Annotated in this window: 24 protein-coding genes and 3 pseudogenes; 18 read left to right on the forward strand and 9 right to left on the reverse strand. The window is 67.7% G+C overall.

Going from position 1 to position 26,223, the window contains the following annotated elements; all coding sequences use genetic code 11:
• Nucleotides 1–29: 29 nt before the first annotated feature.
• On the reverse strand, nucleotides 30–3,257 hold the full coding sequence (locus tag ACWEIJ_RS36515; RefSeq protein WP_449841820.1) for an AfsR/SARP family transcriptional regulator: 3,228 nt from the start codon (nucleotides 3,255–3,257) through the stop codon (nucleotides 30–32).
• A 650-nt stretch (nucleotides 3,258–3,907) separates the two neighbouring features.
• On the opposite strand from ACWEIJ_RS36515, the gene ACWEIJ_RS36520 reads away from it, so the two are divergent.
• The 6 genes from ACWEIJ_RS36520 to ACWEIJ_RS36545 all read left to right on the forward strand — a co-directional run bounded on the left by ACWEIJ_RS36520 (nucleotide 3,908) and on the right by ACWEIJ_RS36545 (nucleotide 8,916).
• Nucleotides 3,908–4,459: a hypothetical protein gene (locus ACWEIJ_RS36520; RefSeq protein ID WP_449841821.1), complete on the forward strand. Its 552-nt coding sequence runs from the start codon at nucleotides 3,908–3,910 to the stop codon at nucleotides 4,457–4,459.
• A gap of 531 nt (nucleotides 4,460–4,990) precedes the next feature.
• Nucleotides 4,991–6,790: an ABC transporter ATP-binding protein gene (locus ACWEIJ_RS36525; protein WP_449841822.1), complete on the forward strand. Its 1,800-nt coding sequence runs from the start codon at nucleotides 4,991–4,993 to the stop codon at nucleotides 6,788–6,790.
• Nucleotides 6,791–7,019: 229 nt separating this feature from the next.
• Nucleotides 7,020–7,163 carry a hypothetical protein gene (locus ACWEIJ_RS36530; protein WP_449841823.1) on the forward strand — a complete coding sequence of 48 codons (144 nt, stop codon included), beginning with the start codon at nucleotides 7,020–7,022 and terminating at the stop codon, nucleotides 7,161–7,163.
• An 84-nt stretch (nucleotides 7,164–7,247) separates the two neighbouring features.
• The gene (locus tag ACWEIJ_RS36535) at nucleotides 7,248–7,664 is read left to right on the forward strand and encodes an SbcC/MukB-like Walker B domain-containing protein (protein ID WP_449841824.1); all 417 of its coding nucleotides are present in this window, start codon (nucleotides 7,248–7,250) and stop codon (nucleotides 7,662–7,664) included.
• 124 nt (nucleotides 7,665–7,788) lie between these two features.
• Nucleotides 7,789–8,430, forward strand: coding sequence for a hypothetical protein (locus ACWEIJ_RS36540; RefSeq protein ID WP_449841825.1), 642 nt, complete (start codon nucleotides 7,789–7,791; stop codon nucleotides 8,428–8,430).
• Between the two features lie 9 nt (nucleotides 8,431–8,439).
• A complete protein-coding gene (locus ACWEIJ_RS36545; RefSeq protein WP_449841926.1) occupies nucleotides 8,440–8,916 on the forward strand; it encodes a Wadjet anti-phage system protein JetD domain-containing protein in 477 nt (158 codons plus the stop codon).
• A gap of 348 nt (nucleotides 8,917–9,264) precedes the next feature.
• Here ACWEIJ_RS36545 and ACWEIJ_RS36550 read toward each other — a convergent pair whose 3' ends face one another.
• The gene (locus ACWEIJ_RS36550; RefSeq protein ID WP_449841826.1) at nucleotides 9,265–9,399 is read right to left on the reverse strand and encodes a hypothetical protein; all 135 of its coding nucleotides are present in this window, start codon (nucleotides 9,397–9,399) and stop codon (nucleotides 9,265–9,267) included.
• Between the two features lie 52 nt (nucleotides 9,400–9,451).
• Between ACWEIJ_RS36550 and ACWEIJ_RS36555 the strand changes: the two genes are divergently transcribed.
• Both ACWEIJ_RS36555 and ACWEIJ_RS36560 read left to right on the forward strand, forming a co-directional pair.
• Nucleotides 9,452–9,766, forward strand: a complete 315-nt coding sequence (locus ACWEIJ_RS36555) for an integrase (RefSeq protein ID WP_449841827.1) — start codon at nucleotides 9,452–9,454, stop codon at nucleotides 9,764–9,766.
• Between the two features lie 7 nt (nucleotides 9,767–9,773).
• Nucleotides 9,774–10,523 carry an integrase core domain-containing protein gene (locus ACWEIJ_RS36560; protein ID WP_449841828.1) on the forward strand — a complete coding sequence of 250 codons (750 nt, stop codon included), beginning with the start codon at nucleotides 9,774–9,776 and terminating at the stop codon, nucleotides 10,521–10,523.
• 366 nt (nucleotides 10,524–10,889) lie between these two features.
• Here the strand turns inward: ACWEIJ_RS36560 and ACWEIJ_RS36565 are convergent.
• Both ACWEIJ_RS36565 and ACWEIJ_RS36570 read right to left on the reverse strand, forming a co-directional pair.
• A pseudogene (locus ACWEIJ_RS36565) lies at nucleotides 10,890–11,395 on the reverse strand (IS5 family transposase); the annotation flags it as partial.
• A gap of 78 nt (nucleotides 11,396–11,473) precedes the next feature.
• On the reverse strand, nucleotides 11,474–12,409 hold the full coding sequence (locus ACWEIJ_RS36570) for an IS5 family transposase (protein ID WP_449841829.1): 936 nt from the start codon (nucleotides 12,407–12,409) through the stop codon (nucleotides 11,474–11,476).
• A gap of 167 nt (nucleotides 12,410–12,576) precedes the next feature.
• Here ACWEIJ_RS36570 and ACWEIJ_RS36575 point away from each other — a divergent pair, with 167 nt between their 5' ends.
• The 3 genes and pseudogenes from ACWEIJ_RS36575 (at nucleotide 12,577) to ACWEIJ_RS36585 (ending at nucleotide 15,510) form a co-directional block, all read left to right on the forward strand.
• Nucleotides 12,577–13,668, forward strand: a complete 1,092-nt coding sequence (locus tag ACWEIJ_RS36575) for a nucleotide disphospho-sugar-binding domain-containing protein (RefSeq protein WP_449841830.1) — start codon at nucleotides 12,577–12,579, stop codon at nucleotides 13,666–13,668.
• A gap of 1,058 nt (nucleotides 13,669–14,726) precedes the next feature.
• A complete protein-coding gene (locus ACWEIJ_RS36580) occupies nucleotides 14,727–14,879 on the forward strand; it encodes a hypothetical protein (RefSeq protein WP_449841831.1) in 153 nt (50 codons plus the stop codon).
• 245 nt (nucleotides 14,880–15,124) lie between these two features.
• Nucleotides 15,125–15,510: pseudogene (locus ACWEIJ_RS36585) on the forward strand (zinc-binding dehydrogenase).
• A 243-nt stretch (nucleotides 15,511–15,753) separates the two neighbouring features.
• On the opposite strand, the gene ACWEIJ_RS36590 reads toward ACWEIJ_RS36585, so the two are convergent.
• The 4 genes from ACWEIJ_RS36590 to pflB form a co-directional block, all read right to left on the reverse strand.
• Complete coding sequence (locus tag ACWEIJ_RS36590) at nucleotides 15,754–16,017, reverse strand: hypothetical protein (protein ID WP_449841832.1); 264 nt, start codon at nucleotides 16,015–16,017, stop codon at nucleotides 15,754–15,756.
• Between the two features lie 189 nt (nucleotides 16,018–16,206).
• Nucleotides 16,207–17,421 (reverse strand): wax ester/triacylglycerol synthase domain-containing protein, encoded by a 1,215-nt coding sequence (locus tag ACWEIJ_RS36595; RefSeq protein ID WP_449841833.1) that lies wholly within the window; start codon nucleotides 17,419–17,421, stop codon nucleotides 16,207–16,209.
• A gap of 22 nt (nucleotides 17,422–17,443) precedes the next feature.
• A complete protein-coding gene (gene pflA / locus ACWEIJ_RS36600; protein ID WP_449841834.1) occupies nucleotides 17,444–18,175 on the reverse strand; it encodes a pyruvate formate-lyase-activating protein in 732 nt (243 codons plus the stop codon).
• Complete coding sequence (pflB, locus tag ACWEIJ_RS36605) at nucleotides 18,172–20,424, reverse strand: formate C-acetyltransferase (RefSeq protein ID WP_449841835.1); 2,253 nt, start codon at nucleotides 20,422–20,424, stop codon at nucleotides 18,172–18,174. The genes pflA and pflB overlap by 4 nt, the downstream gene beginning before the upstream one ends.
• Nucleotides 20,425–20,674: 250 nt before the next feature.
• Here pflB and ACWEIJ_RS36610 point away from each other — a divergent pair, with 250 nt between their 5' ends.
• The 7 genes and pseudogenes from ACWEIJ_RS36610 to ACWEIJ_RS36640 all read left to right on the forward strand — a co-directional run bounded on the left by ACWEIJ_RS36610 (nucleotide 20,675) and on the right by ACWEIJ_RS36640 (nucleotide 25,957).
• Nucleotides 20,675–21,790, forward strand: coding sequence for a lycopene cyclase family protein (locus ACWEIJ_RS36610; protein WP_449841836.1), 1,116 nt, complete (start codon nucleotides 20,675–20,677; stop codon nucleotides 21,788–21,790).
• A gap of 104 nt (nucleotides 21,791–21,894) precedes the next feature.
• Nucleotides 21,895–22,773 carry a universal stress protein gene (locus ACWEIJ_RS36615; protein WP_449841837.1) on the forward strand — a complete coding sequence of 293 codons (879 nt, stop codon included), beginning with the start codon at nucleotides 21,895–21,897 and terminating at the stop codon, nucleotides 22,771–22,773.
• Between the two features lie 78 nt (nucleotides 22,774–22,851).
• The gene (locus ACWEIJ_RS36620) at nucleotides 22,852–23,412 is read left to right on the forward strand and encodes a CBS domain-containing protein (RefSeq protein WP_449841838.1); all 561 of its coding nucleotides are present in this window, start codon (nucleotides 22,852–22,854) and stop codon (nucleotides 23,410–23,412) included.
• A gap of 73 nt (nucleotides 23,413–23,485) precedes the next feature.
• Complete coding sequence (locus tag ACWEIJ_RS36625; RefSeq protein ID WP_449841839.1) at nucleotides 23,486–23,971, forward strand: universal stress protein; 486 nt, start codon at nucleotides 23,486–23,488, stop codon at nucleotides 23,969–23,971.
• Nucleotides 23,968–25,362: a DUF4389 domain-containing protein gene (locus ACWEIJ_RS36630; protein ID WP_449841840.1), complete on the forward strand. Its 1,395-nt coding sequence runs from the start codon at nucleotides 23,968–23,970 to the stop codon at nucleotides 25,360–25,362. Before ACWEIJ_RS36625 ends, ACWEIJ_RS36630 begins: the two co-directional genes overlap by 4 nt.
• Before the next feature lie 54 nt (nucleotides 25,363–25,416).
• A pseudogene (locus ACWEIJ_RS36635) lies at nucleotides 25,417–25,557 on the forward strand (CBS domain-containing protein); the annotation flags it as partial.
• Between the two features lie 49 nt (nucleotides 25,558–25,606).
• Nucleotides 25,607–25,957 (forward strand): CBS domain-containing protein, encoded by a 351-nt coding sequence (locus ACWEIJ_RS36640; protein ID WP_449841841.1) that lies wholly within the window; start codon nucleotides 25,607–25,609, stop codon nucleotides 25,955–25,957.
• Nucleotides 25,958–25,966: 9 nt separating this feature from the next.
• Here the strand turns inward: ACWEIJ_RS36640 and ACWEIJ_RS36645 are convergent, their stop codons facing one another.
• Nucleotides 25,967–26,188: a hypothetical protein gene (locus tag ACWEIJ_RS36645; RefSeq protein WP_449841842.1), complete on the reverse strand. Its 222-nt coding sequence runs from the start codon at nucleotides 26,186–26,188 to the stop codon at nucleotides 25,967–25,969.
• Nucleotides 26,189–26,223 lie beyond the last annotated feature (35 nt).

Consider the following 26,223-nt stretch of genomic DNA (forward strand, 5'->3'; position numbering starts at 1 on the left):
ATTCGTGGTGTTTGCGCGGTCGTAAGCGGTTACCACGATGTGCTCGGCGCGTTGGGTGTTATCGCCATCGCCGCGTACAATGCCTGGGCCGCGTGCTGGTGTTCGTGGGCCAGTTGGTGCCGGCCCTGTCGTTGCGCGATCGCGGCGCTGATGATGTGGGCTCGGGCTGTACCCGGCAGATGGCCGGTCTCTTCGGCGAGCAGTTCCGCGGTCCAGACTTCGGCCTCCGCGGCGGCCACGTCGGCCTGGCTCAGCAGCGCGGCCGCGAGCCCGAGCCGGAGCCGGCACTCCCAGATCCTCCGCTCCGCCGCCTTCGGCAACGCGGCACGGAAACCGTCAGGAGCGCCGTCGAGGAATGCGAGCCCGGCTGTCGCCTCGAGTTCGCCGAGCGGATAGTTCATCTGGCGGGCCAGCTGCGCCGCCTCCCGATAGGCGTGCCGGGCCGCGTCCGGCTCACCGCGATATCGATGGCAGTCGGCCCGCGCCTGCACCGCGACCACCTTGCTGTCCTCGATGTCCGAACGAGCAGCGAGGTCCATGGCTTGGTCGGCGAGGCCGGTCGCTTCGGCGATCCGCCCCGTTTCGCCCAGAAGTTGGGCGAGCCGGCCACTGGCAACGACGACGCTCGCCTGATCGCCGAGCGCGCGAAATTCGGTGAGTGCGAGGCTCAACCAGTACTCGGCACGCCGGTATCCCCCGAACTGCCAGTGGTCGAGGCCGAGGTTGAGCAGCAGGTCGGCGTAGCCTTCGACGCCAGTGGCACGGTGTAGCCGCAGGGTCGCGAGGTGCTCGCGCAACGCTTGTTTCGGCTGCCCCAGCTCCCGCAGCACGCGCCCGAGATTATGACGGGACCCGCTCTCCCGCGTGGGCTCCCTGAGTTCGATCGCGAGCTGCAGTCCTTCCCGATGGCGTGCGGCGGCTTCGTGGAGACGACCGCGGTGATGCAAGGTCAAGCCGAGGTTGCCCAGCGCCCCGGCCTCGGCATCACGCCAGCCCGTTGCCCGCGCACCCTCGAGCATCCGGCGATATGAGCGCGTCGCCGCCTGCCCGTCCGATCGCACGCTGGCCAGGACACCGAGCGACGCGTGTGCGGCGACCGCGGCCCGCTGATCGCCGCAGGATTCGGCGGCAGCCAACGCGGCACTCGCCACCGTGGCCCAGTCGTGTAGGTACTTGCGCCGGATCAGGTAGCCCCGCATGGCGTCGGCGAGGAACCATGCCTGGTCGGGCAGACCGTCGGAGCTCGCCCTGGACACCAGCGCCACGAGGTTCGGCCACTCCTCGTCGGTCCAGTCGAGCGCGGCGGCGGGAGTGGCGAACGTGAGCGGCGCAGGCGCGTCCGCCGGAGGTTCCGGAAGAGCCAGCCGGACGATGACCGGATAGGCGATGCGCGCCACCGCGTCCGCTGTCCCGCGATACCAGCCGTAGAGCCGGGCGAGCGACGCACCACGCTCCGTCTCGGTGTCTTCGCGCGCCGCTCGCTCGGCGGCGTACCGGTGCAGCAGGTCGTGCAGGGCGAATCGTTCCTTCGGCAGACGCTCGACGAGTTGCGCCTCGACCAGACGACGAAGCAGCCGCTCGGTCGCGTCCACGCCCGTGCCGCACAGCGCCGCCGCCGCGGCCAGGCCGATCGATCGGCCGGCGAACAGGCCGAGCCTGCGGAACGCCCTGCGGACGGCGTCGTCCAGTGCCTCGTAGGATCGATCGAACGCGACGCGCACAGCTACCTCGTCGTCGCCGGGCACCGCCAGGTTGGCGAGGGCTTCCGGCTCGTCGAGCCGGGCCACGTAGCGCGCGACGCCCTCATCGGGGTCCGCGACGATGCTGGCGGCCGCGATCCGCAGGGCCAGCGGCAGTCCGGCGCAGTACGCGACCAGCCGTTGCATCGCCTGGTGCTCTTGCTTTGCCTGGTGTTCGCCGAGCATGGCCGAGACCAGGGCCGTGGCCTCGGCGGCGGACATCGGCCGCAGGCGGACCAGGGTGCAGCCGTGGGTGGCCGTCAGACCAGTGAGGGCTGCCCGGCTGGTCACCAGGGCAGCGGCCCTGGTCGCTCCGGGCAGCAGCGGCCGGACCTGCGCGGCGTCGACGGCGTTGTCCAGGAGTACCAGGATCCGCCGGCCGGCCAGGAGAGACCGGTACAGCGCGGCTGCGGACGGTTCGTCCTCCGGGATCTGATGCGCGGGTACACCGAGCGCCCGCAGGAAGCCGGCGAGCACCTCGACCGGCGCCCGTGGCCGTCCGGGGCCGTGACCGTCGAGGCTGGCGAACAGCTGCCCGTCCGGGAAGCGGTCGGCGACGTGGTGCGCCCAGCGGATCGTGAGCGCGGACTTGCCCACGCCCGGCATCCCGGAAATCGCGGCGAGGAACGGGGACCCGCGCGCCGCGGTGCCGGTGTTCCGGCCGAGGAGCCGGTCGAGTTCGCGGAGGTAGTCCGCCCGGCCGGTGAAAGTGCCCACAACCGGTGGCAGCTGCGCGGGGATCGGCGGCCCGGCCGAACGAGCGGGTGCGCCGCGGCCGGAGCGTGAACCTTGTAGCCGCTCGTGGACTTCCCGCAGCCGTGCGCTGGGCTTTGCGCCCAACTCCGCGTCGAGCCTGGCGCAGAACCGCTCGTACCAGTGAGAAGCCTCGCCGGTCCGCCCCGTGGCGTGCAGCGCGACCAGAAGCCGTTCGGCCAGCGGTTCGGCGAGCGGGTGCGTGATCAGACCCGCCGACAGCCGCTCGACGACCTCGGCACTGCTGCGCGCCGTGCTCACCGCGTCGGCCCAGTCCGACAGCGCGGCCAGGTGCTGACGATCGAGATGCTCGCGAACCTGTTCGGCCCACAACCCGCTCAGCCCCTCGAGCGGGACTCCGCGACGCAGCTCGACAGCGGAGTCGAGCAGGCGAGCCCGTTCGGCCGGATCATCGCACCGGCCAGCGGCGCTGACCAAGTCGGCCAGCTCGTCCATGTCCACCACGGCGCAGGGACGATCGAGCCAATACCCACCACCTGGGCGACGCCGCACCGACGTGGCCCCCGAAGGATCAGCCTTCCGCAGGATCGCACGCAGCCTGGCGAGGTAGCTGTACAGCGACGCGCGGACCTGGTCGGGAAGCTCGTCTCCCCACACCCGCTCGATCAGGGCGTCAACGGTCGCACCGCTCCGGCCGGCGATCAGCAGCACCGCGAGCACGCAGCGCTGCTTGGCCGCGCCCAGGTCGAGCTGTTCGTCACCACTGCGCAGCTCGACCGGCCCCAACAAGCGGAACTCGATCACCCGCGGCCCCCCGGTCGTGAGTTCGTCGCGGCAGCCCACGACCGCCGGACGTGTCGACGGTACCGGGGTTGGGTCGCAGACGTGGCCCGAAGCAGGAGAACCCAGGCAAGCAAGGTTTTTTCAAGGTCGCGCTGTGAGCTTTGCCTTCCGAAGCACGGAAAGCAGAAGTCGCGGGATGTTCAACCACCTGGTCAGAGCCGCAGGCCGCCGCGAGAGCGCCTGCGCCAACCCCGACAGCGCCGAGTGTGAGCAGCTGGACGTCTCCCGTGACCAAGTCATGAAGGGATCGATTGATGATTTCGAAACCAACCTCTTCTCGGGTGTAATTGGGCCATCTCCACACGTCTGACATTTTTGTGTCGTGGCGCTACTGCACATTGGCCTGACGGTCGAGAATCCCTATTCTGCGTAGGAACTGATCATAGGATTTATGCAAGCGAGGAGCTCGCGCCGGGTTCGTGGACTGGTTGACGCTCAATGGGCGGCTACGCAGCGAGTGGTGTCACGATGGATCGCGATAATCCCTGGTAGCCACAGATTGTCGTCTACGGAAGCGGCCAGGTGGGCCGCTACGAGCCCCATTGGGCCGGAGTATGTGGTCGCCGTGGGCTGTACTCAAGTGACTGGAACGAGACAATGGAGGATCGACAATGATGCTGAGACGGATCGGCCGGGGCAGCTGGTTTTTGGTGATTGCCTTCCTGGCGTCGATGGTCACCGTGACCGGCGCGCAAACCGCGTTCGCGGCGACGCCCCCTCAGGCGGCCGACAGCAACTACTGGGTGTACATCTACCCGAACGGCGTGGAGGACATGGGGGCGCACTGCGATGGCAGTTCACCCGGCAGCATTTGCACCTGGAGGCCGAGCTCGTCGGCAAGCGAGGGGTGGTTCTACCGCGGATGTGCCATGTCCATGTGGCACTGGACGAACGGTCGTAACGCCTGGTTCGTCATCGGTGGCGGTCATCACGTGTACGTGATCTACCAGCAGGACGACTGGTCATGGAGCCCCTGGTTCGACTTTGGCGGGGTCGCGAACAGTCGGGTCTGGTTCTACCAGAACGGGGTCGATCGGCCGGAGATAGCCGTTCTCGGCGTCCCCGTCAACGGAGTTCTCAACGACTATTATCGCGCTTGGAACGGCGGTTCGTGGAGCAACTGGCAGGTCTTGCGTCCCGCCCAGTTCCCGCAAAACTGCTAATACCCCCCATGGCGGCACTCGTTTGAATCCTCGCGAACCACAGTACTGGGGCGGTAGTAAGTTGGACCGGGTGCACACGCAGATCGTCGATCGGCGCACCCGGTCCAGCATACTTTAGAATTCAAACAAGCCGCCTGGGTGCGTGGTGCTGTGGTCGGAGGTAAGCCTCTGGGGACAAGAGAGGTCCCCGGCCGAACCGGCACGCGCTGCGCGAGTATGAGCAGTATTACAACCGGCACCGCACCCACAGGTCCCTCGCCGCCGCAGCGCCCTGCGAGCCCGACTCCAACCCCCTTGGACCTGACCGGATCGAACGGCTCGCGGTACTCCGACGAGACCGGCTCGGTGGAGTCCTCCACGAGTATCGGCATGCCGCTTGACCTTTGCGGACGCGATTTCCGGCAACCTCGCAGAGATCGCGACCGCATCGTCGCGAGTCACTCCGGCGGCCGTGTCCACGCGGCGATATTCGATCGCTGCCATCCGCCCCTTTGCGGCAGCATGAGGAAGCCGAGGTGCCGGAGGGGGCGGATGGTAGTGCCAGGTTCGGAAAGGCCCGTCCGCAAGAACGCGGTGCCGCTCGCCCTGCGCTTGTACGGGAAGGAACTGCGGCGCCACGGATTCATCACCGCGGGCGCACTCGTGTCGCCCGCGCTGGGCGTCACGTGTCAGCTCTATCTCGCGCCGTTGGCGGTGGGCGGGCTCGTGGGAAAGCTTGCGGGCGGTGGCGGCACAAGCCTCGGCTCCGTCCTGCCGTACGTGCTGGCCTTCGCCGGTTTCATGCTGCTCTCGGAACTGTTGTGGCGCATCGGCCTGCACTGCCTCAACCGCGTGGACGGCCGCGGGATCGAGAACCTGTCCGCATTCGCGATGGATGAACTGCTGGAGAAGGACGCGGCGTTCTTCCACGACAACTTCGCCGGGTCGCTGACCAAACGGGTGCTCAGCTTCGCGTTCCGCTTCGAGGACTTCGTGGACACACTGGCCTTCAAGATCTTCGCCAACATCATCCCGCTGGGTTTCGCCTGCATCGTGCTGTGGCGCTACAACCCGATGCTCGTCGCGGTGCTGATCGGCCTGATCCTGGTCACGGGATGCGTGGTTGCGCCGCTCATCCGCCAACGCCAGCGGCTGGTCGACGAGCGCGAGGCCGCCATCGCCCAGGTGTCCGGCCACGTCTCGGACACGCTGACGAACATGGAGACGGTGCGGGCGTTCGCCGCCGAGCGGCGCGAGGGCGCGGAGCACCGGACCCGTGCCGCCAAGCAGCGAACGCTGGCACTGCGGTCGTGGGACTACAACAACCTGCGCATCGACACCGTGATCGCGCCGCTGTCCGTGCTCACCAACGTGCTCGGCCTCGTGGTCGCGATCGGAGTCAGTGATGGGCTCGGTGTGGAGGCGATCGTGGTGACGTTCGCCTACTTCGGGAACGCGACGCGGATCATGTTCGAGTTCAACCAGATCTACCGGCAGGTGGAGAGTGCGCTCACCGAGGCAGCTCAGTTCACCGAACTGCTGCTCGACCCGCCGGTCGTGCTCGACCCGGTGCACCCGGAACCGTTGCGGGTGAAGGACTCCCAGGTCCGGTTCGAGAACGTGGTGTTCACGCACGGCGGCGGTGAGCTGCTGTTCGACGGGCTCGACCTGGACATCCCGGCGGGCACGCGGATAGGGCTCGTCGGCCGCTCCGGCGGCGGCAAGACCACGCTCACCCGGTTGCTCCTGCGGCTGATGGACGTCGATCAGGGCCGCGTCCTCATCGGCGGCCAGGACATCGCCCGCCTGAGTCAGGCCGACCTGCGCGGCCTGATCGGGTACGTGCCCCAGGAGCCGGCCATGTTCCACCGGACGCTGCGCGAGAACATCGCGTTCGCACGGCCAGGCGCGACGGACGCCGAGATCTACCGTGCCGCGCATGCCGCGCACGTGACGGAGTTCGCGGACGCGCTGCCCGATGGGTTCGACACGATGGTCGGCGAACGCGGCGTCAAACTGTCCGGCGGACAGCGGCAGCGGGTCGCGCTGGCCCGCGCGATCCTGCGTGACGCGCCGATCCTGCTGCTGGACGAGGCGACCAGTGCGCTGGACTCGGAGAGCGAGGTGCTGGTCCAAGAGGCGCTGTGGCGGCTCATGGAGGGCCGCACCGCGATCGTCGTGGCACACCGGCTGAGCACGGTCGTGCGGATGGATCGGCTGATCGTGCTCGACCGGGGCCGGATCGTCGAACAGGGCACCCACGCGGAACTGCTCGACGTGGGCGGGACGTACGCGAAGCTGTGGCGCCACCAGTCCGGTGGCTTCCTCGACGAGGCGGTCGGTACTCGTTGATCAGTCCTCGCGGACTGATCAACGAGTACGAACCCACGCGCCTGGTGTACAGGTCAGGCTGCGGCGGCCGTGTTTTGACACCCACAGCGAGGCGAGGACGCGGAGTCCTGCCGCAGGTCGGCGGCGTCAGGGTGGAGCCGCGCTTGGGGATCTGCAGGCCGAGCCACCGGGCGGGATCATCAGCGAGCCCGACGATCACGCGCTGGGCCGCTCGCGCGGCGGATGGACCATGAAACTGCATCTGAGCCGTGAACAGGGGCAGAAGCCGCTGTCGATCCTGCTGACCGCCGGGCACCGTCACGGCAGGCCGCAATTCATCCCTGTCCTGCAAGGGATCCGCGTGCCACGGCTGACCGGCGGACAAGGCCTGTGACTGGCGTGAGCACCTGCGTGAGGCTCTGGACTATCGGAAGTGGTCAAAGTTCCACCTCCAGGTCCGTACGACGAGCGCCGAGAAGTGGGCCGACTGACCGACAGCAAGCACCAGCAGGGTTCCGGTGGCGAGAAGGCCGTCATGCTTCAACTGCCGCTGTTCGTCGCGGCCGCCGCTCACTACGAGGCGGCCGCGACGACGGCGCCCAGGCCCGTGTACCTCGACGAGGCGTTCGCCGGAATCGACGCGGAGATGCGGGGGAGCTGCATGAAGCTACTCACCGACCTCGATCTCGACTTCGTGCTTGCGAGCCACGACGAGTGGGGGTTCCACGCCGAGGTTCCAGGTCTGATGACCTACAGCCTGTACCGCGACCCGGCGGTCGAGGGCGTCCTGACGACGCCGTTCGTCTGGGACGGACATCGCAGCCGCGAACTCCAGGATCCCGCGTTGAAGCCGGCGCAGGTCATCTCGGACGAGGACACGCTGTTCGATGGGTGAGCTCGATCCGGAGCTGTGGGAGTGGACGGAGCTACCAGGTCCGCGGAAAGTCCTGCGGGCTTTGCGTGACCGTTTGGTCAACGGTGGCCGAGCAGAACGTGCGCTCTCGTTGAAAAGATTCCCGTTGACCGACGACGAACGCCGGGAGGTCATCGAACTGTTCGGTGAAGGCGTGGTCACGGCCGTGTCCGTGAACCTGCGCCGCGCTCAGCAACGCCTGGTGGCGAGCCGCTTCACGATGACGCTCGAGGACCTGGTGACCGGAGTGTTCGGAGACGTGGTCACCAGGTCGGAGGCCAAGCGCCTGCGGGACGAGGCGGCGAGCAAGGCCGTTGCCCAGGCGCGTGTGGCTCTGCTCGACGTGATGCGGCCCGTGCCCCAACTCGCGGACGAGTACCTGCTGCTGTCCCAGTTGGACTCTTCCACCACGTACAGAGTCCCAGCCGGCACGCGGACCCTCGCTGGCGCATGGAGCAGCTACGAATCGGGAATCAGGGCTGCGGCGAAGTGGTGGCCACGCCACGACAAGGGCCTGATCACACCGGAGAAAGGTCTTGCTGCCTCCGCATTCGGAGGAGCCAAGACCTGGACGGATGCCGGCCGCATGGCGTTCCAGAACCTGATCCCGCTGCCGTTCGACGAGGCGGTGGAGCTGGTGGACACCGAGATCAGGTTGCGTGGTCCGCTTGCCTGGAAGCTCGAGGACGTCGTCGTCGATGCCCGCACCGGATCGCCGTGGGTGAGTCTGCCGGCGCGGAGCCCTTAAGCTCGGCAGCTGGACGGATCGCCACGCGGGCTGCTGCTGATCGAGAACGACGAGAACTTCAACCAGGTGTGCACCAACACCGACGTGCACGAGAGCTGGCTGTGCGTATGGATCAAGGGATTCGCCAGCCACGGCCTGATCGAGTTCATCCGCAGGCACGACTGGACGTTGGCGGCATGGTGTGATCTCGACCCGAGCGGCATCGAGATCATAGCCAACGTCATGAACGAGACTGGCCGTGACGTGCACCCAGTGGGCATGGAACCGGACCTGTGGCGCGCTGCGCGTAAACGGCGCGACTCGGACGCGAAGCGACACGACTGGCAGCAACGCGCAGTGCAGCTGAGCAGGACCGGACCACCTCGCCTGAGGGCGCTGGCGACAACGATTTCGACTACAGGCGAGCGCGTCGAACAAGAGGAACTGGCTGTTTACGACCGTGTGATCCCCACTCTCGCCACCAGGCTCGCCGCAGTTTCCGATTAACGCAATGCTGTTGGTTGCCGCGTCGCCCGAGCAGCGCCTCGGGCAGGGTGCGCTTGCGCTCCAGGCGATGACTGAGGCGTGCGCAAGGTAGAGGCGGCTCTGGCCGGTCCGCACACCGCACCACGTCTCGCCCTCGCCGTCCGCGCTCTTGGTGACGCCGATCTGCGTGCGATCAGGCGCCGCATTGACGACAAGGGTCATCCACACCTGAGGGAAGCGCTGGAGATGACGGACCTTCCCTCCACTGTGGATTTCGGCTGGACTCCTCGAAGAGGGACGCCAGGTTGCGCTGACGACAGTGCAAGGGCGGCATCGCGGTCTCGGCAGGGCATCGCTGTGCCGATCTGGTCATGACTTCGTGGAGACTGTGGGGTAGCGGTCGAAGAAGGTGCTGACCATGAAGCGCGCCATCGCGGTGAGCCGTTCCGGCGGGTAGGTGGCGCGGTCGTTGAGCTGTGGGGCGTGCCAGAACTCCGCACTCATACGCTGATCTGCGGTAATCAGGTTCTGTCGTTCTGAGGGCATGATCGTGGGCGTGGCGCTGCGACTGTTGTACCTCGTCCTAGTTCAGCTGGGTGGCTGGTTGGTTTTGCTCGGCCGGTCCTCGGCGGTCAAGGACGTCGAGTTGCTGGTGTTGCGGCATGAGGTCGCGGTGTTGCGTCGGGGTCAGCGCCGTCCGCGGTTGGATTGGGCTGATCGTGCGGTGCTGGCCGCGTTGGCGCGGCGGTTACCGGTGTGGCTGCGAGAGCACCGGTTGGTGTCTCCGGGCACCGTGCTGCGGTGGCATCGGCGCTTGGTCGCGAAGAAAGTGGACCCACCTGAACCGGACTGGGCGGCCGCGGGTCGATGAGACTGTCGTGGCATTGATCGAGCGGATGGCGCGGGAGAACGCCGGCTGGGGTTACCGCCGTATCCAAGGTGAACTGCTCAAGCTCGGCCACCGGACGGCCGTGTCGACTGTTCGCCGGGTGCTGAAGCGTCTACAGGTACCACCCTCGCCGACTCGAGATACCGACACGTCGTGGCGGCGGTTTCTGCGTGCTCAGGCGGCGAGCATGCTGGCGTGCGACTTCTTCCACGTCGACTGCGCGGTCACATTGAAGCGGGTGTATGTGTTCTTCGTGATGGAGGTCGGCACCCGCTATGTCCATATTCTTGGCACTACCACCAACCCTGACGGCCGGTGGACTACACAGCAGGCTCGCAACTTCCTCATGGAGCTGGGTGCTCGGGCCAGCGAGTTTCGCTTCCTGGTTCGTGACAGGGCCGGCCAGTTCACGACGTCGTTCGATTCCGTTCTCGCGGACGCCGGCATCGACGCTGTGAAGATCCCGCCGAGGTCTCCGCGGGCTAACAGCTATGCGGAACGGTTTGTTGGCACCGTTAGGCGAGAGCTAACGGATCGGCTGATGATCATTAACGAGCGGCACCTGGAGTCAGTGCTGAACCGCTACGTCTCCCACTACAACCACCGGCGACCACACCGAGCGCGACACCACACTCCACCACGACCCGATCACCCAATCGCAGAGCCACGCTGCAGGTCCGTGCGTCGTCGGCGAGTACTAGGTGGACTGATCAACGAGTACGAACCTGCAGCAGCGTGATGCGCAGGTCAGGCTCCTGGGCCGGATTTTGGCACCCCACAGGACCACGGTTTCGGTGTGCAGCCGGATGATCAGCGAGTCGGGTTGTGGGTTGTTGCCGGTGGTGGAGGCGACGTGGTTGAGCTGGTCCATCTGGTTGCCGGACAGAGCTTGTCGCTCGCTGGGTCGCCAACTCGACTGCCGACAGTTCGTGATGTTGTGCGACGAGAACGATGGCAGTTGAAGGCATTTCGGACTCGGAGTCAGTAGGCGACGTCCGTCCTTCGACCGTGTCCGGGTGTTCGACAGCCTCTTCGTCCTCGGTGGAGTACTTCGCGAGTGCCGGCACGTCGCTTGACCAGCATGGACGTAGTTTTCGGCACGCACAGGGATCCGGTCGATCAGCGGTATCAACCGGGTGACGTCGCTGCGTTCCCACCGGTCAGCGAAACGGTCAGCGGGATGCCGCGTCCTTCGGTGATCAGGTGGTGCTTCGAGCCCGTTCTGGCACGGTCGACCGAGCTCGCCCCTGTTTGGGCCGCCCTTCAGGGTACGTGCGAGCCGTCGATCACCGCTCGCGACCAGTCCAGCGCGTCCGCGGCGTTGAGCTCGGCGAGCAGGTCCTCGTGCAGCCGTTGCCAGACGCCAGCCTGGTGCCAGTCCCGCAGTCGCCTCTGGGCGGTCATGCCGGAGCCGAAGCCGAGTTCCTGGGGCAGGAACCCCCACGGGATACCGGTGTAGAGCACGAACAGGATGCCGCACAGCACTTTGCTGTCGTCAAGCCGCTTGCGTCCCAGATGGTCGGAGCGGCGTGGTACCACCGGCAGCAGCGGCTCGATCCGCGCCCACAACTCGTCGGATACGATCCACGGAAGCTGCTCACCCTTCTTCACACCAAGGTCAACGCCCCGACGATCACCAGCATCCCAAGATCATTATGTTATGAGTTCTTAGAGCCTGTTGGTAGATGGTCATGCCGTGGTTGAGCTGGGTTGTCTGGGCTGGCCCCAGCGTGCTGGTGGTGGGTCGCCGGAGAGTTCTCGGGTTAGGCGGCGGGTCATGATCGTGACGGTGGCCCACCACACCATGGCTTCGTGGTGTTCTGGTCGGCGTTCGTAGTCCCGGACGAGGCGTCGATGGCGGGTCAGCCAGCCGAACGTTCTCTCGACGACCCATCTGCGGGGCAGTACCACGAAGCCCTTGATGTCGTCGGTGCGTTTGACAACGGTGAGTGTCAGGCACAGCACGGCTTTGGCCCACGTGACGAGGCGTCCGGCGTAGCCGCCGTCGGCCCAGACCAGGGTGATGGTGGAGAAGTGTTCGCGCAGCAGTGCCAGCAGCCGGTGGGCGCTGTCGCGGTCTTGCATGCCGCCGGAGGTGACGGTCACCATTAGCAGGAGTCCGAGGCAGTCAGTGGCAATGTTTCTCTTACGTCCCTTGGTTTTCTTCCCCGCGTCATAGCCGGCGCCGTCGGCTGCCACGGTGTCGGCACCGCGCACGGTCTGGGCGTCGATGACCGCTGCGGCAGGCAACTCGGCCCGGCCACATGCGATCCGGATGCGTCCCCGCAACCGGTCGATCAGACGCTGCGGCAGGCCCCGTTTCCTCCACCGTTCGAAGAACGCATACACCGCTTCCCAGGGCGGGAAGTCGGCCGGCAACGCCCGCCACTCGATGCCATAGCGGGTCAGATAGCCGATCGCGTCCACCATCGCACGCAGGTCATGCTTCATTGGCGCTCCGGCAGGGCTCTTGCGCAACTCGGCCATGACCGCCCGCGCTTGCGGCTCCAGCACCTGCCACTGCTCATCGGTCAGATCAGACGGATACCGACGTGTCCGGTCACGACATGCGCAACCAGACACGCCACAACTCGCCTTCGCGGCCTCGACACGGTAGACAGACATCCTGGGGCTTTTGGTGATCAAGTTGGTGGTGCATCTCGATTACCAGAAACCCCACCTTCATGCCCTCACGCTCACGACCAGCCCACACCATTCGCCAACAGACTCCCAGGGAGGAAGTCGTGCGAGTTCTTTTCTCGTCATCGCCGGGGCTTGGCCACCTGTTTCCGATGATCCCGCTCGCCTGGGCGCTGCGGACCGGGGGGCACGACGTGCTGGTCGCCAGCACCGGTGACGTCGTCGAGCGCGCCGCGCAAGCTGGGCTGCCCGCGGTGGAGGCCGCGCCGGGGCTGGACATGATGAAGTTCTTCGGGACTACAGTGCGGGAGAACGAGCGGTTCGGGGACTTCGCCTCGATCCACGAGCTGTTCGTGGAGGACCCGCGGCGGGCGATGGAGCTCGTCGCGCGGGTGTTCGCCGCGCTCGGCGACCGGCTCACCGAGGGGATGCTCGCCGCCGCCCAGGGTTGGCGGCCGGACCTGGTGGTCTTCGGGCAGATGGACTCCGCGGGCCCGTTCATCGCCGCGAAGCTCGGAATTCCCGCCGTGCAGCACAACTTCGGTTCGGCGCGCGGGACCGACGAGCTCGCGTTGTACGCCAAGTACACCGACGCCTACGACCGGCATGGCGTGACGCGGCCGACCGAGGCCGACGCGATCATCGACATCGCCACCGAGGGGCTCGGGACCCCGCAGATCGGGTGGCCGATGCGCTACGTCGCGTACAACGCGGGCGGGGTGCTGCCGGGGTGGCTGCTCGCCAAGCGGGAACGGCGGAGGGTGTGCGTCACCCTCGGCACCGCGGTCGGCCTGATGTCCGTCGGCGCGCTGGGCCAGATCGTCGAGGCGGCCAAGGAGATCGACGCGGAATTCATCTTCGCGCTCGGCGACTCCGACGTCGCGGAACTGGGCGAGCTGCCGGAGAACGTGCGCCTCGTTGAGTGGATCCCGTTGAACGCCCTGTTGGAGCACTGCGACGCGATCGTGCACCACGGCGGCTCCGGCAGCACCTTCACCTCGCTGGCCGCCGGAGTGCCGCAGTTGCTGCTTCCGCACGCCGCCGACCAGTTCGACAACGCGACACTCGTCCGCGACGCTGGTATCGGCCTGTGGCTCGAAGACACCACCGTGGACGCTTCGCATCTCACGAAGCTGTTGGAGGACAAGGAGATCAGGGCGGCGTGCGAGCGACTCCGCGCGGAGAACGCCGCACGCCCCCTGCCATCGGAGCTGGTGTCGAAGCTCGTCGCGCTGGTGAGCTGATCCGGCTTGGTGATCTGGGCCCCGACCGAGCTCAGCGCGCCGGAGCGCTGGCAGGCCTTGCGACCGAAATGTGTCCGGACGTATTCAGCCGGACGCCCCGGCCACGGCGGGAGAACGGGCCGGTTAACACCGAGGGGCGGCGACGGGGGTCTGAGCGTGCGCGGTAGACATTGCCCCGACACGGCACGGACCGAGGAGGACCCAACATGGGGTGGTGTGATCATCAGCGAGCCGGAGGAAGGCTCCCCAATCGAGGACCTGCCCTGGGGCATCGTGTTCCAGTCCCTCGACGATTCGTGGGACTCCTTCACCTGCGGGCCATACGAGCGGGACCCCACCACTGTCCACTGAGGACGAACGGTGCGCCACCGACCGCCAGCAGCGTTCCGGTCACCGCGACCGTGCGCAGCCACGGCCGGTCGCCGCGCCGTCACAAGCACCCCGTGTGGCCCAGCAGACGGCAGCAGCGCCGGACCTGGTCCGCAGACGACGCGTTGTCCAGCAGGACCAGCACCGAACGGCAACGGCCTGCCAGCGTGGGTGAACAGGCTGTCCAGTCGGACCGAGACTCCGGTGACCACCGCTCTACGCCCATGGACCTCGTCGCCCTCCCAGACGGTGAACGGGCTGTTAAGCACGTTGGCCCTTGCTCGAGGCCAGCGCTGTCTGCAGCCGCTGCTGAACGAGTTCGAAGTAGCTTAATGCAGTATGACCTCGGGTTTCCGAGGTCTTAACGCTGTACTGCTCATTTCCGGGTTCACTCGAATGACTGGCTATTCGACACGTACTGCGACTGAACCGGACGGAGCGAGGCTGCTCGACGTCCGCGTGCCTGGGCTTCCGGGAGCAAGCATGGGTGACGCGGACCGTCATCTTCACGAAGCGTAGTCGCACCGGATCGGCGGCGGTTTTCGCTACCCCGGCTGCGGTACAAATCTCCCAAGGTGCTGAATCGTGGGGTACAACGTTCAGGCAAGTACCGCTGGATCCTCCGCTCAGCTGGCCGGAGGAACCAGGTCTTCCATCGGAAGGTCCCCTGGTCAGTCAGGGAGGTGCTCGTGAAGAAGGGCAAGAAGAAGTCCGAGTCGCGACGTCTGCGTCGGAACAAGGGCTTTCATGAGGAAAGCCTGACCCGCGCGATCGGGGTCAGGCTCCTCTCAGAGTGGATCATGGATCTCGTCGCTCCGTGGTTTGGCTCCAGCGGCGACTAGTTCCTACTTCTCCACTCAAGGTGAGTACCAGGTCAGGTTGCCCCCTGACCTGGTACTCACCAGCTCACGGCAGGCTGGTGCCCTGCGGTTCCGATACTCATTAAGTCCAGCCGCACTGGCAGTTTGCCACAGGGCGCAAGGGCACCCCTTCACCTCTTTCAGTGATACAGCGGGCCCGGCCCGCACGCTCGACGGGGCGAGCAACACGCACGGCGAGACGAACGAGCATCGGGGGCCTCGGGCACATGGAGGTGCAGTACGCGCGCCTCGTCGGTGGTCTCGTGACCGTCGTCGACATCGAGCAGAGCAAGCTCGACCTCGCCGGGGAACTCGGTGCGGACCACCTGGTGAACGCCGCGGAGACCGATCCGGTCGAGGCCATCCGCGAGGTGGCGGTGCCGACGTAGCCGAGGTGCTGGCATCGGCGCCGAAGCCGTTCGCTCAGGCGTACCGGTCACTCCGCCGCGGTGGTCGGCTGGTGGTGGTCGCGCTGCCCGCGGACGACGCCGCCATCACGGTCCCGATCTTCGACACCGCGCTCGGCGGCATCTCGGTCATCGGCTCGATCGTGGCACCTGCGCGGACCTGGCCGAGGTGTTCGCTCTGCACGCGGCCGGGCGCGCCAGGGTGATCACGCAGACACGCTCATTGGACCAGATCAACGAATCCTTCGACGACGTGCTCAACGGCCGGGTGCCCGCCCGGCTGGTGTTCGAGCTGTGACGTGGCTCCGCGGGTAGCACGGTGATCAGTCGTCTGTACCCGGAAGGCCGCCACCCTCAAGGGTGGTGCCGAGTACGTACCGGCGGGGGGCCTGAGGGTCTGGCTGCCGCCGTGACCTGCTGGGCTTCGCCGGTGCCCCACAGGCGCAACCTCACAGGTTCTCCAGCAGTCCGGCGACTTCGCGGGTGTGTGCGGACGGGCTGGTGGTTCTGAGGCCGTTGCTCCAGCCGAGGTCCTCACCCCAGCGCAGCACACGACCGCGATCGATGACCAGCTGGCCGCGCATCGGCCGGGCGGGGGTGAGATCCAGGACGATATGGGCGACGTCGATTCCCTCGCGGGCGAGCCGGTCGACCACCTCGTCGAAGTACCGTGCGATGGCGACTGGGGTCCGGACCGCGCCGGTCTGCTGCATCGGGTGCCTCCTGTGGGGCCAGGTGAACGCCCACACTCTCCGTCGTGTGGAGCAGTCCTTCCAGGACACAAGGTCACGTTGTGACAGGGGCCCTCGCGGCGGGCGCCTGCTCGCCGAGCCGGTGCGGCCTCAGCCGGTTCGAGCGGCAGCACCCGCGTCGTCGCCGGCACCGCGGCGGCGGGGTGACCGTCACCTGAGCAGGTCGAGCTCGGCTTGCAGCGCCGTCGTGAACTCGAGCAGGTCTGGTACATGATCGGGATCGGCGACCATCGTCACGGTGAACGTGTCGGCGTAGGACAGGGCTGCGAAGGCCACGGTGACGTTGCCGGTGGTGGCGGACAACGGGATGAGGCCGACGACCGCCACGCTGCCCAGGCGCAGGGGTTGATCGGGGCCGTGGACGTTGGTCGCGAAGGTGTGCACCATGCGCTGGTGGTTCATGAACCAGTCCGCGGCGCCGAGCAGCTTCAACGTGCGGAAGATGGGTGCGGCCGAGGTGGCCGATCTCTTGTGCGACTTGGTGATGGTGGCGATTCGGGTCAGTCGTGACCAGTGATCGCCGCCGGTCGGCAGCGTGACGGGCAGGACGCCGGTGCTGTTGCCGAGGTGTGCGGCCGTGGTCGAGCGGCGCGTCGACACGGGGATCGAGACGATCAGCTCCTCGACGTGGTCACCGCGTCTGGCCAGCACCGTGCCCAGTGCACCCATGACGGCGGTGAGGAAGGCGTCGTTGACCGTGCCTTCGCAGCGGTGTGCGGCGGTGTGCAATCGGGACATGCTGGTTCGTGCCATGGTCTGCTGCCGCCGTGGGCCGGTCGGTTGGTTCAGGGAGCAGCGGGTACCGAGTGATGGCCACTGCAGCCTGGGAAACGAGACGTGCCCAGGCAACCTCAGCCAGGCATCCTTGGCCAGTTCGCGGCGGGTTGGCGGGGGAACGGGAAATGGCGCGGTCTCGGTGTGAGGTGCGCCGTCGACCAGGTTGGCCAGCACGGCGAGGCCGCCGATGCCGTCGGACAACACGTGGTGGAACACCAGGATCAGCGCCGCCCTGTTCGACTCCAGCCCGGTGACCAGCGTCGCGGACCAGAGCGGTGACGAGAGGGGCAGCGGACGAGTCACGAGGGTGGAGGCGATGTCCAGCAACGTTGTCTCGTCGCCGGGAGCAGGGCAGGCCACCCGGTGTATGTGCTCGGTGAGGTCGAAGTCGGCGTCGTCGACCCAGACGGGACGGCCGCAGCCGAACGGTGTCCTGATCAGCCGTCGCCGCAGCCGCGGAACGGTGCGGATGCGTTCTGCGAGCAGGGATTCGAGCTCGCCCGGATCCCGTTCCAGCACGATCACTGCGCCGACCTGCATGCCTGAGTCCAGCGACATCACGTCGTCGGGACTTGTCCGGTCGATCAACGGATCTCCTTTGTCGTCGGAGTCAGTGCACCGGCACGCCGCAGTCGGAGAACTGGTTGCGGACCCGCTGGATCAGCGCTGTGTTCGGTGGGGGTACGTCTTGCAGCGGGAACGGGATGCCGAGTTCGGCGTACTTCGGCGCGCCGAGCTTGTGGAACGGGAGGACCTCCACGCGCTCGACCGAGTCGAGGGTGCTGACGAAGGACGCGATGCCCTCGACGTTGTCCACGGCGTCGGTGTGGCCGGGGACGAGAACGAACCGGATCCACATCGGCTTGCCCAGCCCTGACAAGCGGTGTGCGAACTCGAGCGTGGGTGTGATCTCGCCGCCGGTGACGTGCCGGTAGGTCGTCGGGTCCCAGGACTTGATGTCGAGCAGGACGAGATCGGTGTCCGCGAGCAGCGGGTCCGACGCGTGGGAGCCGAGGAAGCCCGAGGTGTCGAGGGCGGTGTGCAGGCCGAGTTCCTTGGCGCGGTGGAAGACCGCGGCCGTGAAGGCGGGCTGGAGGAGGGGTTCGCCGCCGCTGATGGTCATGCCGCCGCCGGCGACTTCGATGAACCGGACGTACTTCGTCATCTCCGCCGCCACCTCGTCGACGGTCATGCGGTGGCCGTCGCGCATGTGCCAGGTGTCGGGGTTCTGGCAGTACAGGCAGCGCAGCGGGCACCCGCTCAGGAAGAGCACGAAGCGGGTGCCCGGTCCGTCGACCGCGGTGGCGATGTCCCAGGAGTGGACGGAGCCGGTGGTGCTCACAGCGACTCGTGGAAGGTGCGATTGATGACGTCGCGCTGTTGTTCGGGCGTGAGGCGGATGAAGTTCACCGCGTAGCCCGACACCCGGATCGTGAGCTGCGGGTGGTTCTCCGGGTGTGCCATGGCGTCGAGGAGGGTTTCGCGGTTGAGGACGTTGGCGTTGAGGTGAAACCCGCCCGCGTCGGTGTAGGCGTCCAGGACGCCGACGAGGTTGGTGACCTGTTCGTCCGGGGTGTGGCCGAGGCCGGTGGGCGTGATGCTGGCGGTGAGCGAGATGCCGTCCTGTGCCTGGTCGTAGGGGAGTTTGGCGACGGAGAGGGCGGCGGCGACGAGGCCGTGCTGGTCGCGGCCGTTCATCGGGTTGGCGCCGGGGGCGAACGGTTCGCCGGCTCGGCGGCCGTCCGGGGTGTTGCCGGTGTGCTTGCCGTAGACGACGTTCGAGGTGATCGTGAGCACGGACTGGGTGTGCACGGCGCGGCGGTGTGCGGGGTGCTGCCGGACCTTCTTCATGAAGGTCTCGACGAGTTCCACCGCGATGGCGTCGGCGCGGTCGTCGTTGTTGCCGTACTTGGGGAAGTCGCCTTCGACGGCGTAGTCGACGGCGAGGCCGGTCTCGTCGCGGATCACCCGGACGCGGGCGTGCTCGATGGCGGACAGGCTGTCCGCGACCACCGAGAGGCCGGCGATGCCGCAGCCGAGCAGTCGCTGGACCGGGTGATCGTGCAGCGCCATCTCGATGCGTTCGTAGGCGTACTTGTCGTGCATGTAGTGGATGATGTTGAGCGCCTCGACGTAGGTTTCGGCCAGCCAGTCGGTCATCCGGTCGAACGCGGCGCGCACCTCGCGCGGGTCGAGGTACTCGGACGTGATCGGGGGGTAGGCCGGTGCCACCTGAGCACCGGACATCTCGTCGCGGCCGCCGTTGATGGCGTAGAGCAGGGCTTTGGCGAGGTTGACGCGGGCTCCGAACAGCTGCATCTGCTTGCCGACGCGCATGGCCGAGACACAGCAGGCGATAGCGGTGTCGTCGTCGAAACGCGGCCGGATCAGCTCGTCGTTCTCGTACTGGATGGAGCTGGTGTCGACGGAGACCTTCGCGCAGAACCGCTTGAAGCCCTCGGGCAGCCGCGGCGACCACAGCACGGTCAGGTTGGGCTCGGGCGCGGGGCCGAGGTTGTGGAGGGTCTGCAGGAACCGGAAGCTCGTCCGGGTCACGAGCGGGCGGCCGTCGGAGCCCATGCCGCCGATGGACTCGGTGACCCAGGTCGGATCGCCGGAGAACAGCTGGTCGTACTCCGGCGTGCGGAGGAACCTGACGATCCGCAGCTTGATCACGAGGTCGTCGACGAGTTCCTGGGCCTGGAGTTCGGTCAGTCTGCCCTCGTCGAGGTCGCGCTGGAGGTAGACGTCGAGGAACGTCGAGGTGCGGCCCAGCGACATGGCGGCGCCGTTCTGCTCCTTCACCGCGGCGAGGTAGGCGAAGTACAGCCACTGCACCGCCTCGCGGGCGGAGGTGGCGGGTCCGGAGATGTCGTAACCGTAGGAGGCCGCCATCCGCCGCAGTTCCTCGAGCGCGCGAAGCTGCTCGGCGAGTTCCTCTCGATCCCTGATGACGTCCTCTGTGGACCAGAACTCGTCGAGTGCTTCGCGTTCCGCCAGTTTCGCCGCGATCAACCGATCGGTGCCGTAGAGCGGGACACGGCGGTAGTCGCCGATGATCCGGCCGCGGCCGTAGGCGTCCGGCAGTCCGGTGATGACGCCTGCCTTGCGGGCTCGCCGGATCTCGGCGGTGTAAGCGTCGAAGACGCCGTCGTTGTGCGTCTTGCGGTATCGGGTGAAGATCTCCCGCACCTGAGAGTCGAGCTCGTAGCCGTAGGTGCTGAGGCCAGCTTCGACGATGCGCAGACCGCCCTGGGGCATGATCGCGCGCTTGAGCGGTTCGTCGGTCTGCAACCCGACGATGATCTCGTGGTCGCGGTCGATATAGCCGGGTGCGTGCGCGGTGATCGACGACGGAGTACGCGCGTCGACGTCGTAGATGCCGCGGGCGCGTTCCTCGACGAACATCGCGGTCAGTTGCTGCCACAGCGCGGACGTGCGCGGGGTCGGGCCGGTCAGGAACTCGGCATCGCCCTGGTACGGGGAGTAGTTGGCCTGGATAAAGCCACGCACGTCGATCTCGTCGCACCACGGCCCGTGCCGGAATCCGCGCCAGGCGGTGTCGGTCGCGCGTTGCGCTGTCGCCGTCATCGAAGTTGCGCCTTTCTCTGGTGCGTCTGGGTGCATCCCGATTTCATGCTTGTCGTCGTGGTCGCCGGCGCGCAGGGGCCGCGGACCTGTTGTACGAGCGTCGAAGGTCCCGGGTCATGGCCAGATCGTTGGACGCAGCCGGCCTGGAGCCGGGTCGTCGAGTTGCCGGTTGCCGTGCAGGGACGATGGTCCTCACCTTTTTGGGCGCAATGCCGTTTCCGCGCGAGGGATCGGCGCTGAGAGTGGTGGGATGACGCGCATCGTGATCGTCGGCGGAGGGATGAGCGGGCTGAGTCTCGCGGCGCACCTCGCTGTCGCGGACCACCGGCACCCGGTGGTCGTGATCGATGACGGCAGTCGTCCGCTGGAGGCCATGACCTGGGCGTCGTGGAGTTCCAGGCCCGGTCTGCTCGACGCGGCGGCCAGCCGGTGGTTCGACAAGATCCGGGTGCACGTGAACGGCCGCACGACCGTCCTGCGGCTCGGCCGGTATCGCTATCGCGTCGTGCGGGGTGTGGACCTCGCCGCCGTGGTCCGCAGATACACCGATCCCTTGCGGCACTTCACGTACCAGCGAGGGCACGTCGATGGCCTCACCGACGGTGGGCTGACCGTGGACGGGCAGTTCCTGCGTGCGAGGTGGGTGTTCGACAGCGTGATCGGGCCGCCGGACGAGCCGTCACCGGATGGCGAGCTCGTGTTCCGCGGCTGGCGGGTGGCGAGCGAACGGCCGGTGTTCGACCCGGAGATCCCGACATTGTTCGACTTCCGCACCTCCCAGGTGCACGGGGCGAGTTTCGTCTACGTGCTGCCCGAGGACGCTCATCACGCGTTGGTCGAACACACGTCGTTCGCCGCTCCGGGAACGCCATCAGCCGAGACTGCCCAGCGAGGGGCGATCGCGGAGTATCTGAAGGAGGTCGCGGGTGCCTGCCACTACGAGATCGAGCGGGAGGAACACGCGGTTCTGCCGTTGCGTGCCGCGCAGACTTTGCGAGAGCACGGCCACGTGCTGACGATCGGAGCACGCGGCGGTCTGCTGAAGGCCTCGACGGGCTTCGCCTATCAGCGCGTCCAGCGGGACAGCGCGGCGATCGCCGACTCCATGCAGCGGCACGGTCACCCGTTCGACCTGCCGCGTACACCGGCGAGGTTCCGGCTGTTCGACGGCGTGCTGCTCGACGTCGTGACCCGCGAACCGGCCCAGCTGGAGCGGGCGTTCGGCGCGTTGTTCCGCTACCGCACGGCGGAACCCGCACTGCGTTTCCTGGACGAGGACACCGTTGTGCCGCAGGAGCTGCAGTTGTTCGCGGGGATGCCGGCGGCGACCTACCTCGCGGCCGCACGGCAGCGTCTCGCCCGCTGACGCAGGGTCCAAGGGCCCGGACGGGGTGAGCAGGTTCGCTCTGCCGAGGTCACCTCGCCGGGCGAATCGTGTATCACATGCGAGGAACTTCCAGTGGTGACAGCGTGAAATCCCCTTCCGCGCCGATCGTGGTGGGCGTCGACGGCTCCGCTTCCGCGCTGGCCGCGGTCAGCTGGGCGGCGGCCGAGTGCGCCCGGCATCACGTGCCGCTGCGCCTGGTGCACGGCTTCATGCTGCCCGCCAGCGACTATCCGGAGCTCCTGGTCACCGGGGACGAGGTGCGGCACGCCATCGAGGAGCAGGTCCGGGGCTGGCTTACCGAGGCGGCCGCCGCTGCCCGTGCGACGGCGCCGGACGTGGAGATCACGACCGACATCCTGTGCTGTGGCGCGGCGGGCCTGCTCGTCGAGGAATCGACGAAGGCGCGGCTCGTGGTCGTCGGCTCACGGGGACTCGGCACCGTCACGGGATTGATCGTCGGGTCCACGGCGGTGGCACTGGTAGCACACGCGCACAGCCCGGTGGTCGTGGTGCGCGGGACGGAGACGCCGCACGGTGCGGTCGTCGTCGGCGTGGACGGTTCGCCGACGAGCGAGGCGGCGCTGGCGTTCGCGTTCGACGAGGCCTCCACCCGCGGTGTGGCGCTGGTCGCGGTCATGACCTCGCAGGACTTCACCGTCGACACCGCGTACAACGTGTCGCGCATCGCCGTCGACTGGGCGCAGGTCGAGGAGGACGAACGGAGGCTGCTCGCGCAGAGGCTCGCCGGCTGGCAGGAGAAGTACCCGGATGTCGAGGTGCGTCGCGTGGTGCTGCGCGATCGGCCGGCGCGGGCGTTGATGCGGTACGCGGCAGAGGCGCAGTTGCTGGTCGTCGGCAGTCACGGGCACGGTGGGTTCGCGGGCATGCTGATCGGCTCGACGAGCCAGGCGCTCGTGCACCACGCTCCTTGTCCGCTGGCGATCGTCCGCCCGGCGAAGTGACGGCCGGGACCTACGTCACCACCACGTGATGGCCAACCGCACTGCCCGAGCCGACGCCGACGATCGAGGCTCAGCGGTATGAACGCTGCAGATGTGATGACCAGCCCGGCGGTCGTGGTCAACCCGGCCACGACGGTCCGCGCGGCGAGTGCGCTGCTGGGTGATCACGGGTTCTCGGCCCTGCCCGTGGTGGACGACGAGGGCAGGCTGGTGGGGATCGTGTCCGGTGCCGACCTGTTGCTGGCCGGCATGACCCCGGAGACCGGGAACGGGCCGGTGGCGCGGGTGATGCGCAAGTCCGTGATCAGTGCGCCGATGTCGGCGACACCGGCGGAACTGACCACGACCATGCTGTCGCAACGGCTGAGATGCCTGCCGATCGTGACGGAGGGGCAGCGGCTCGTCGGAGTGGTGAGCCGCAGCGACCTGCTGCGGATCCTCACCCCGGAGGACGCCGTGCTCGCGGCGCGGGTGGACGCGGCGTTGCGGTCCTACAGCGGCAGTCCACGATGGACGGTGTCGGTGGCCGACGGTGAGGTCAGGGTGTCCGGACCGTTCGCGGACATGGCCGAGCGCCGGGTGGTCGAGGCCCTGGTGCGCACGGTGCCCGGCGTGCGGGCGGCGCGGGTCGCCTCCTGAGGGACGAAGGTCCCGAGCAGGGCAGGCCCCGGGCCACTGACCGGTGAGCACGCTCCCCGAGACGCTGAAGTACATGAGCGACAAAGAACTTCATCCGATCGTGGTCGGCGTGGACGGGTCCGCGGCCGGCGCGGCGGCATTTCGCTGGGCCGTTGACGAAGCGCGCCGGCTCGACTGCCCGATCGACGCCGTCTCGGTGTGGCACATGGACTACGGCGTGATGATGGCTCCTGGAGCGGCTGAATCCGGGCTGGACCCGGCCGGCATCGAGGCGGAGAACAGGTCCGTGCTCGGCGCGGCGACGGCGGACGTCGACGACGTGGACCTGCGGCGGGTTCTCATCGAAGGTGACGTGAAGAGGCTGCTCGTCGAGATGTCCCGGGACGCGCGGATGCTCGTCGTGGGCAACCGAGGACACAGCGCCGCGGCCGAGCTGCTCCTGGGTTCGGTCAGCGCCTATTGCGTGCGCCACGCGAGCTGTCCCGTGGTCGTGGTCAAGGCCACCGGTGCCGATCCGCGGGCACACGGCGAGCGACAAGAAGCAGGGAGGCAACGATGACTGCGGCGGCCACCGGCTATCCGGTGCAGGTGCACGCACGGCTCGACCCAGGCCTGAGCCGATGGTTGTGGCTGGTGAAGTGGTTCCTGGCGATTCCGCACTACCTGGTGCTCGCGTTCCTGTGGCTGGGGTTCGTGGTGTTCAGCGTGGTGGCCTTCTTCGCGATCCTGTTCACCGGCCGCTATCCGCGCGTGTTGTTCGACTTCAACGTCGGCGTGCTGCGCTGGTCGTGGCGCGTCGCCTACTACACCTACGGCGCGCTGGCGACGGACCGCTATCCGCCGTTCAGCCTGGGCGCCGAGCCGGACTACCCGGCGACGCTCGACATCGCCTACCCGGAACACCTGTCCCGAGGTCTGGTGCTGGTGAAGTGGTGGCTGCTCGCGATCCCGCACTACCTGATCGTGGGGTTCTTCGTCGGTGGCAGTACGTACATCACCTACCAGGCAGGCGAGACGATCCGCAACTCGGGCGGCGGCCTGATCGGTCTGCTGGTCTTCTTCGCCGGGGTGGCGCTGCTCTTCACCGGCCGGTATCCGAAGAGCCTGTTCGACTTCGTGCTCGGCATGGACCGCTGGGCGCTGCGCGTGGCCGCCTACGCCGGGCTGATGACCGACGCCTACCCGCCGTTCCGGTTCGACACCGGCGGCGACGAACCGGGCACGACGACGATCGACCAGGCGCCGACGCCCGCCCCCGAGCACCGCGGCTGGACACCGGGGCGCGTGGTCTCGGTGGTGATCGGGGCGCTGCTCCTGATCACCGGTGGTGCGATCGGCGGCACCGGCGGGTTCGGGCTCTGGGCCGACTCGACGCAACGCGACGCGGCCGGGTTCCTCAGCACCGGTTCGGAGTCGTTTCACGGCACGGGCTACGCACTGGAGTTCGGCACGGTGGAACTGCGCTGGACGGACGCGGACTGGGGCCTCGCGGACAGCTGGCTCGGCGAGGTGCGGGTGAAGGCGGACGACGATGTCTTCATCGGGATCGCCAGGACGGACGACGTCACGCGTTATCTGTCCGCTGTGGAGCATGACGAGGTGAGCATGGTTCAGTCGCGGGTGACCTACCTGCACCGCGGTGGCGGTGCGCCCGCCGATCCCGCCGCACAGAACTTCTGGGCGGCCTCCGGCACCGGCCAGGTGACCTGGCGGGCCGAGCAGGGCAACTGGACGGCGGTGGTGCTGAACGCCGACCGCTCACGGGTGGTTGACACCCGTCTCGCGGCGCAGGCCGAGGTGCCCGCACTCCGGCCGGTCTCGATCGGGCTGATCGTCGGTGGCGGCGTGATGGTGTTGCTGGGGCTGGCCTTGATGCTGGTGGCTGCGCTGAACGCCGGTCGATCCCGGCGCGACGGAACGTCTGCGGTCCCAACGGGACCGACGCCGTAGCGTCTGTGAACAGCTTGGCCGCGGGAGGTGGTTCGGGTGCGGGCGTTCGACGTGATGTCCGCGCCGGCGCTGACGGTGTCGCCGCGGACGACGGCGGAGGAGGCCGCGGCCCTCGTGGCGGAGCACGGATTCGCCGCTCTGCCGGTGATCGGCGACAACGGCGAGCTGGCCGGTGTGGTGTCCGGAGAAGACCTGTTGCGTGAACAGCTGCGGGCGCGGCGTACCGCACAACGGGTGCGGAGCGATGAACCCGTGCGCGGTGGCCGTGGACGCCGACATACCGGTGGGGGAGGTGGCCGGGCAGCTGTGCGGCCACCACTACCGTTCACTGCCGGTGGTCTGCGACGGCGTGGTGGTCGGTGTGGTGAGCCGAGAGGACCTGCTGCGCGCGCTCACACCGCAAGACGAGGCGATCGCGAGTTCGTTGTGCGACAACCTCGGTGCTCGCCCGTGGGATGTCGTGGTGCTGGGTGGTGCAGCCACGGTTCTGGGTGTCTTCCACAACCACGGCGAGGAGCTGGTCGCGAGAGACCTCGCGGCATCCGTGCCGGGGGTACGTTTCGTCGTGGTGCAGCCGTGCGCGTCCCCGGCCTGAGACGTGCCCTCAGAAGATGATCTCGCGGTTGGACAGCGACCCGAACCGCGAGTCGCAGCGGTCGGCCGGGCCGGCACCGCCGTCGCGGACGTCCAGTCCGGACGGGTCTGGGCCGTCGTCGCCCAGAAGCGTGTCGTCACCAGCTTTCCCGTTGAGGGTGTCGACGACTGCTTCGCCGTCGGCCCAGTCGTTTCCCAGGCAGGCCGTGTCGTTTCCGTCGAGACCGAACACGACATCATCACTGCGGAGCGTGACGAAGGCCCGCG

It is taken from the genome of Lentzea sp. NPDC004789 (genome assembly GCF_053601075.1).

What these genes read in the sequence shown, in the direction of transcription:
- ACWEIJ_RS36520 (WP_449841821.1), top strand. Translation starts at nt 3,908, where the DNA reads ATGATGCTGAGACGGATCGGCCGGGGCAGCTGGTTTTTGGTGATTGCC.
- ACWEIJ_RS36525 (WP_449841822.1), top strand. Translation starts at nt 4,991, where the DNA reads ATGGTAGTGCCAGGTTCGGAAAGGCCCGTCCGCAAGAACGCGGTGCCG.
- ACWEIJ_RS36530 (WP_449841823.1), top strand. Translation starts at nt 7,020, where the DNA reads ATGAAACTGCATCTGAGCCGTGAACAGGGGCAGAAGCCGCTGTCGATC.
- ACWEIJ_RS36550 (WP_449841826.1), bottom strand. Translation starts at nt 9,399, where the DNA reads ATGAGTGCGGAGTTCTGGCACGCCCCACAGCTCAACGACCGCGCCACC.
- ACWEIJ_RS36570 (WP_449841829.1), bottom strand. Translation starts at nt 12,409, where the DNA reads ATGTCTGTCTACCGTGTCGAGGCCGCGAAGGCGAGTTGTGGCGTGTCT.
- ACWEIJ_RS36575 (WP_449841830.1), top strand. Translation starts at nt 12,577, where the DNA reads ATGATCCCGCTCGCCTGGGCGCTGCGGACCGGGGGGCACGACGTGCTG.
- ACWEIJ_RS36590 (WP_449841832.1), bottom strand. Translation starts at nt 16,017, where the DNA reads ATGCAGCAGACCGGCGCGGTCCGGACCCCAGTCGCCATCGCACGGTAC.
- pflB (WP_449841835.1), bottom strand. Translation starts at nt 20,424, where the DNA reads ATGACGGCGACAGCGCAACGCGCGACCGACACCGCCTGGCGCGGATTC.
- ACWEIJ_RS36610 (WP_449841836.1), top strand. Translation starts at nt 20,675, where the DNA reads ATGACGCGCATCGTGATCGTCGGCGGAGGGATGAGCGGGCTGAGTCTC.
- ACWEIJ_RS36620 (WP_449841838.1), top strand. Translation starts at nt 22,852, where the DNA reads ATGAACGCTGCAGATGTGATGACCAGCCCGGCGGTCGTGGTCAACCCG.
- ACWEIJ_RS36625 (WP_449841839.1), top strand. Translation starts at nt 23,486, where the DNA reads ATGAGCGACAAAGAACTTCATCCGATCGTGGTCGGCGTGGACGGGTCC.
- ACWEIJ_RS36630 (WP_449841840.1), top strand. Translation starts at nt 23,968, where the DNA reads ATGACTGCGGCGGCCACCGGCTATCCGGTGCAGGTGCACGCACGGCTC.
- ACWEIJ_RS36640 (WP_449841841.1), top strand. Translation starts at nt 25,607, where the DNA reads ATGAACCCGTGCGCGGTGGCCGTGGACGCCGACATACCGGTGGGGGAG.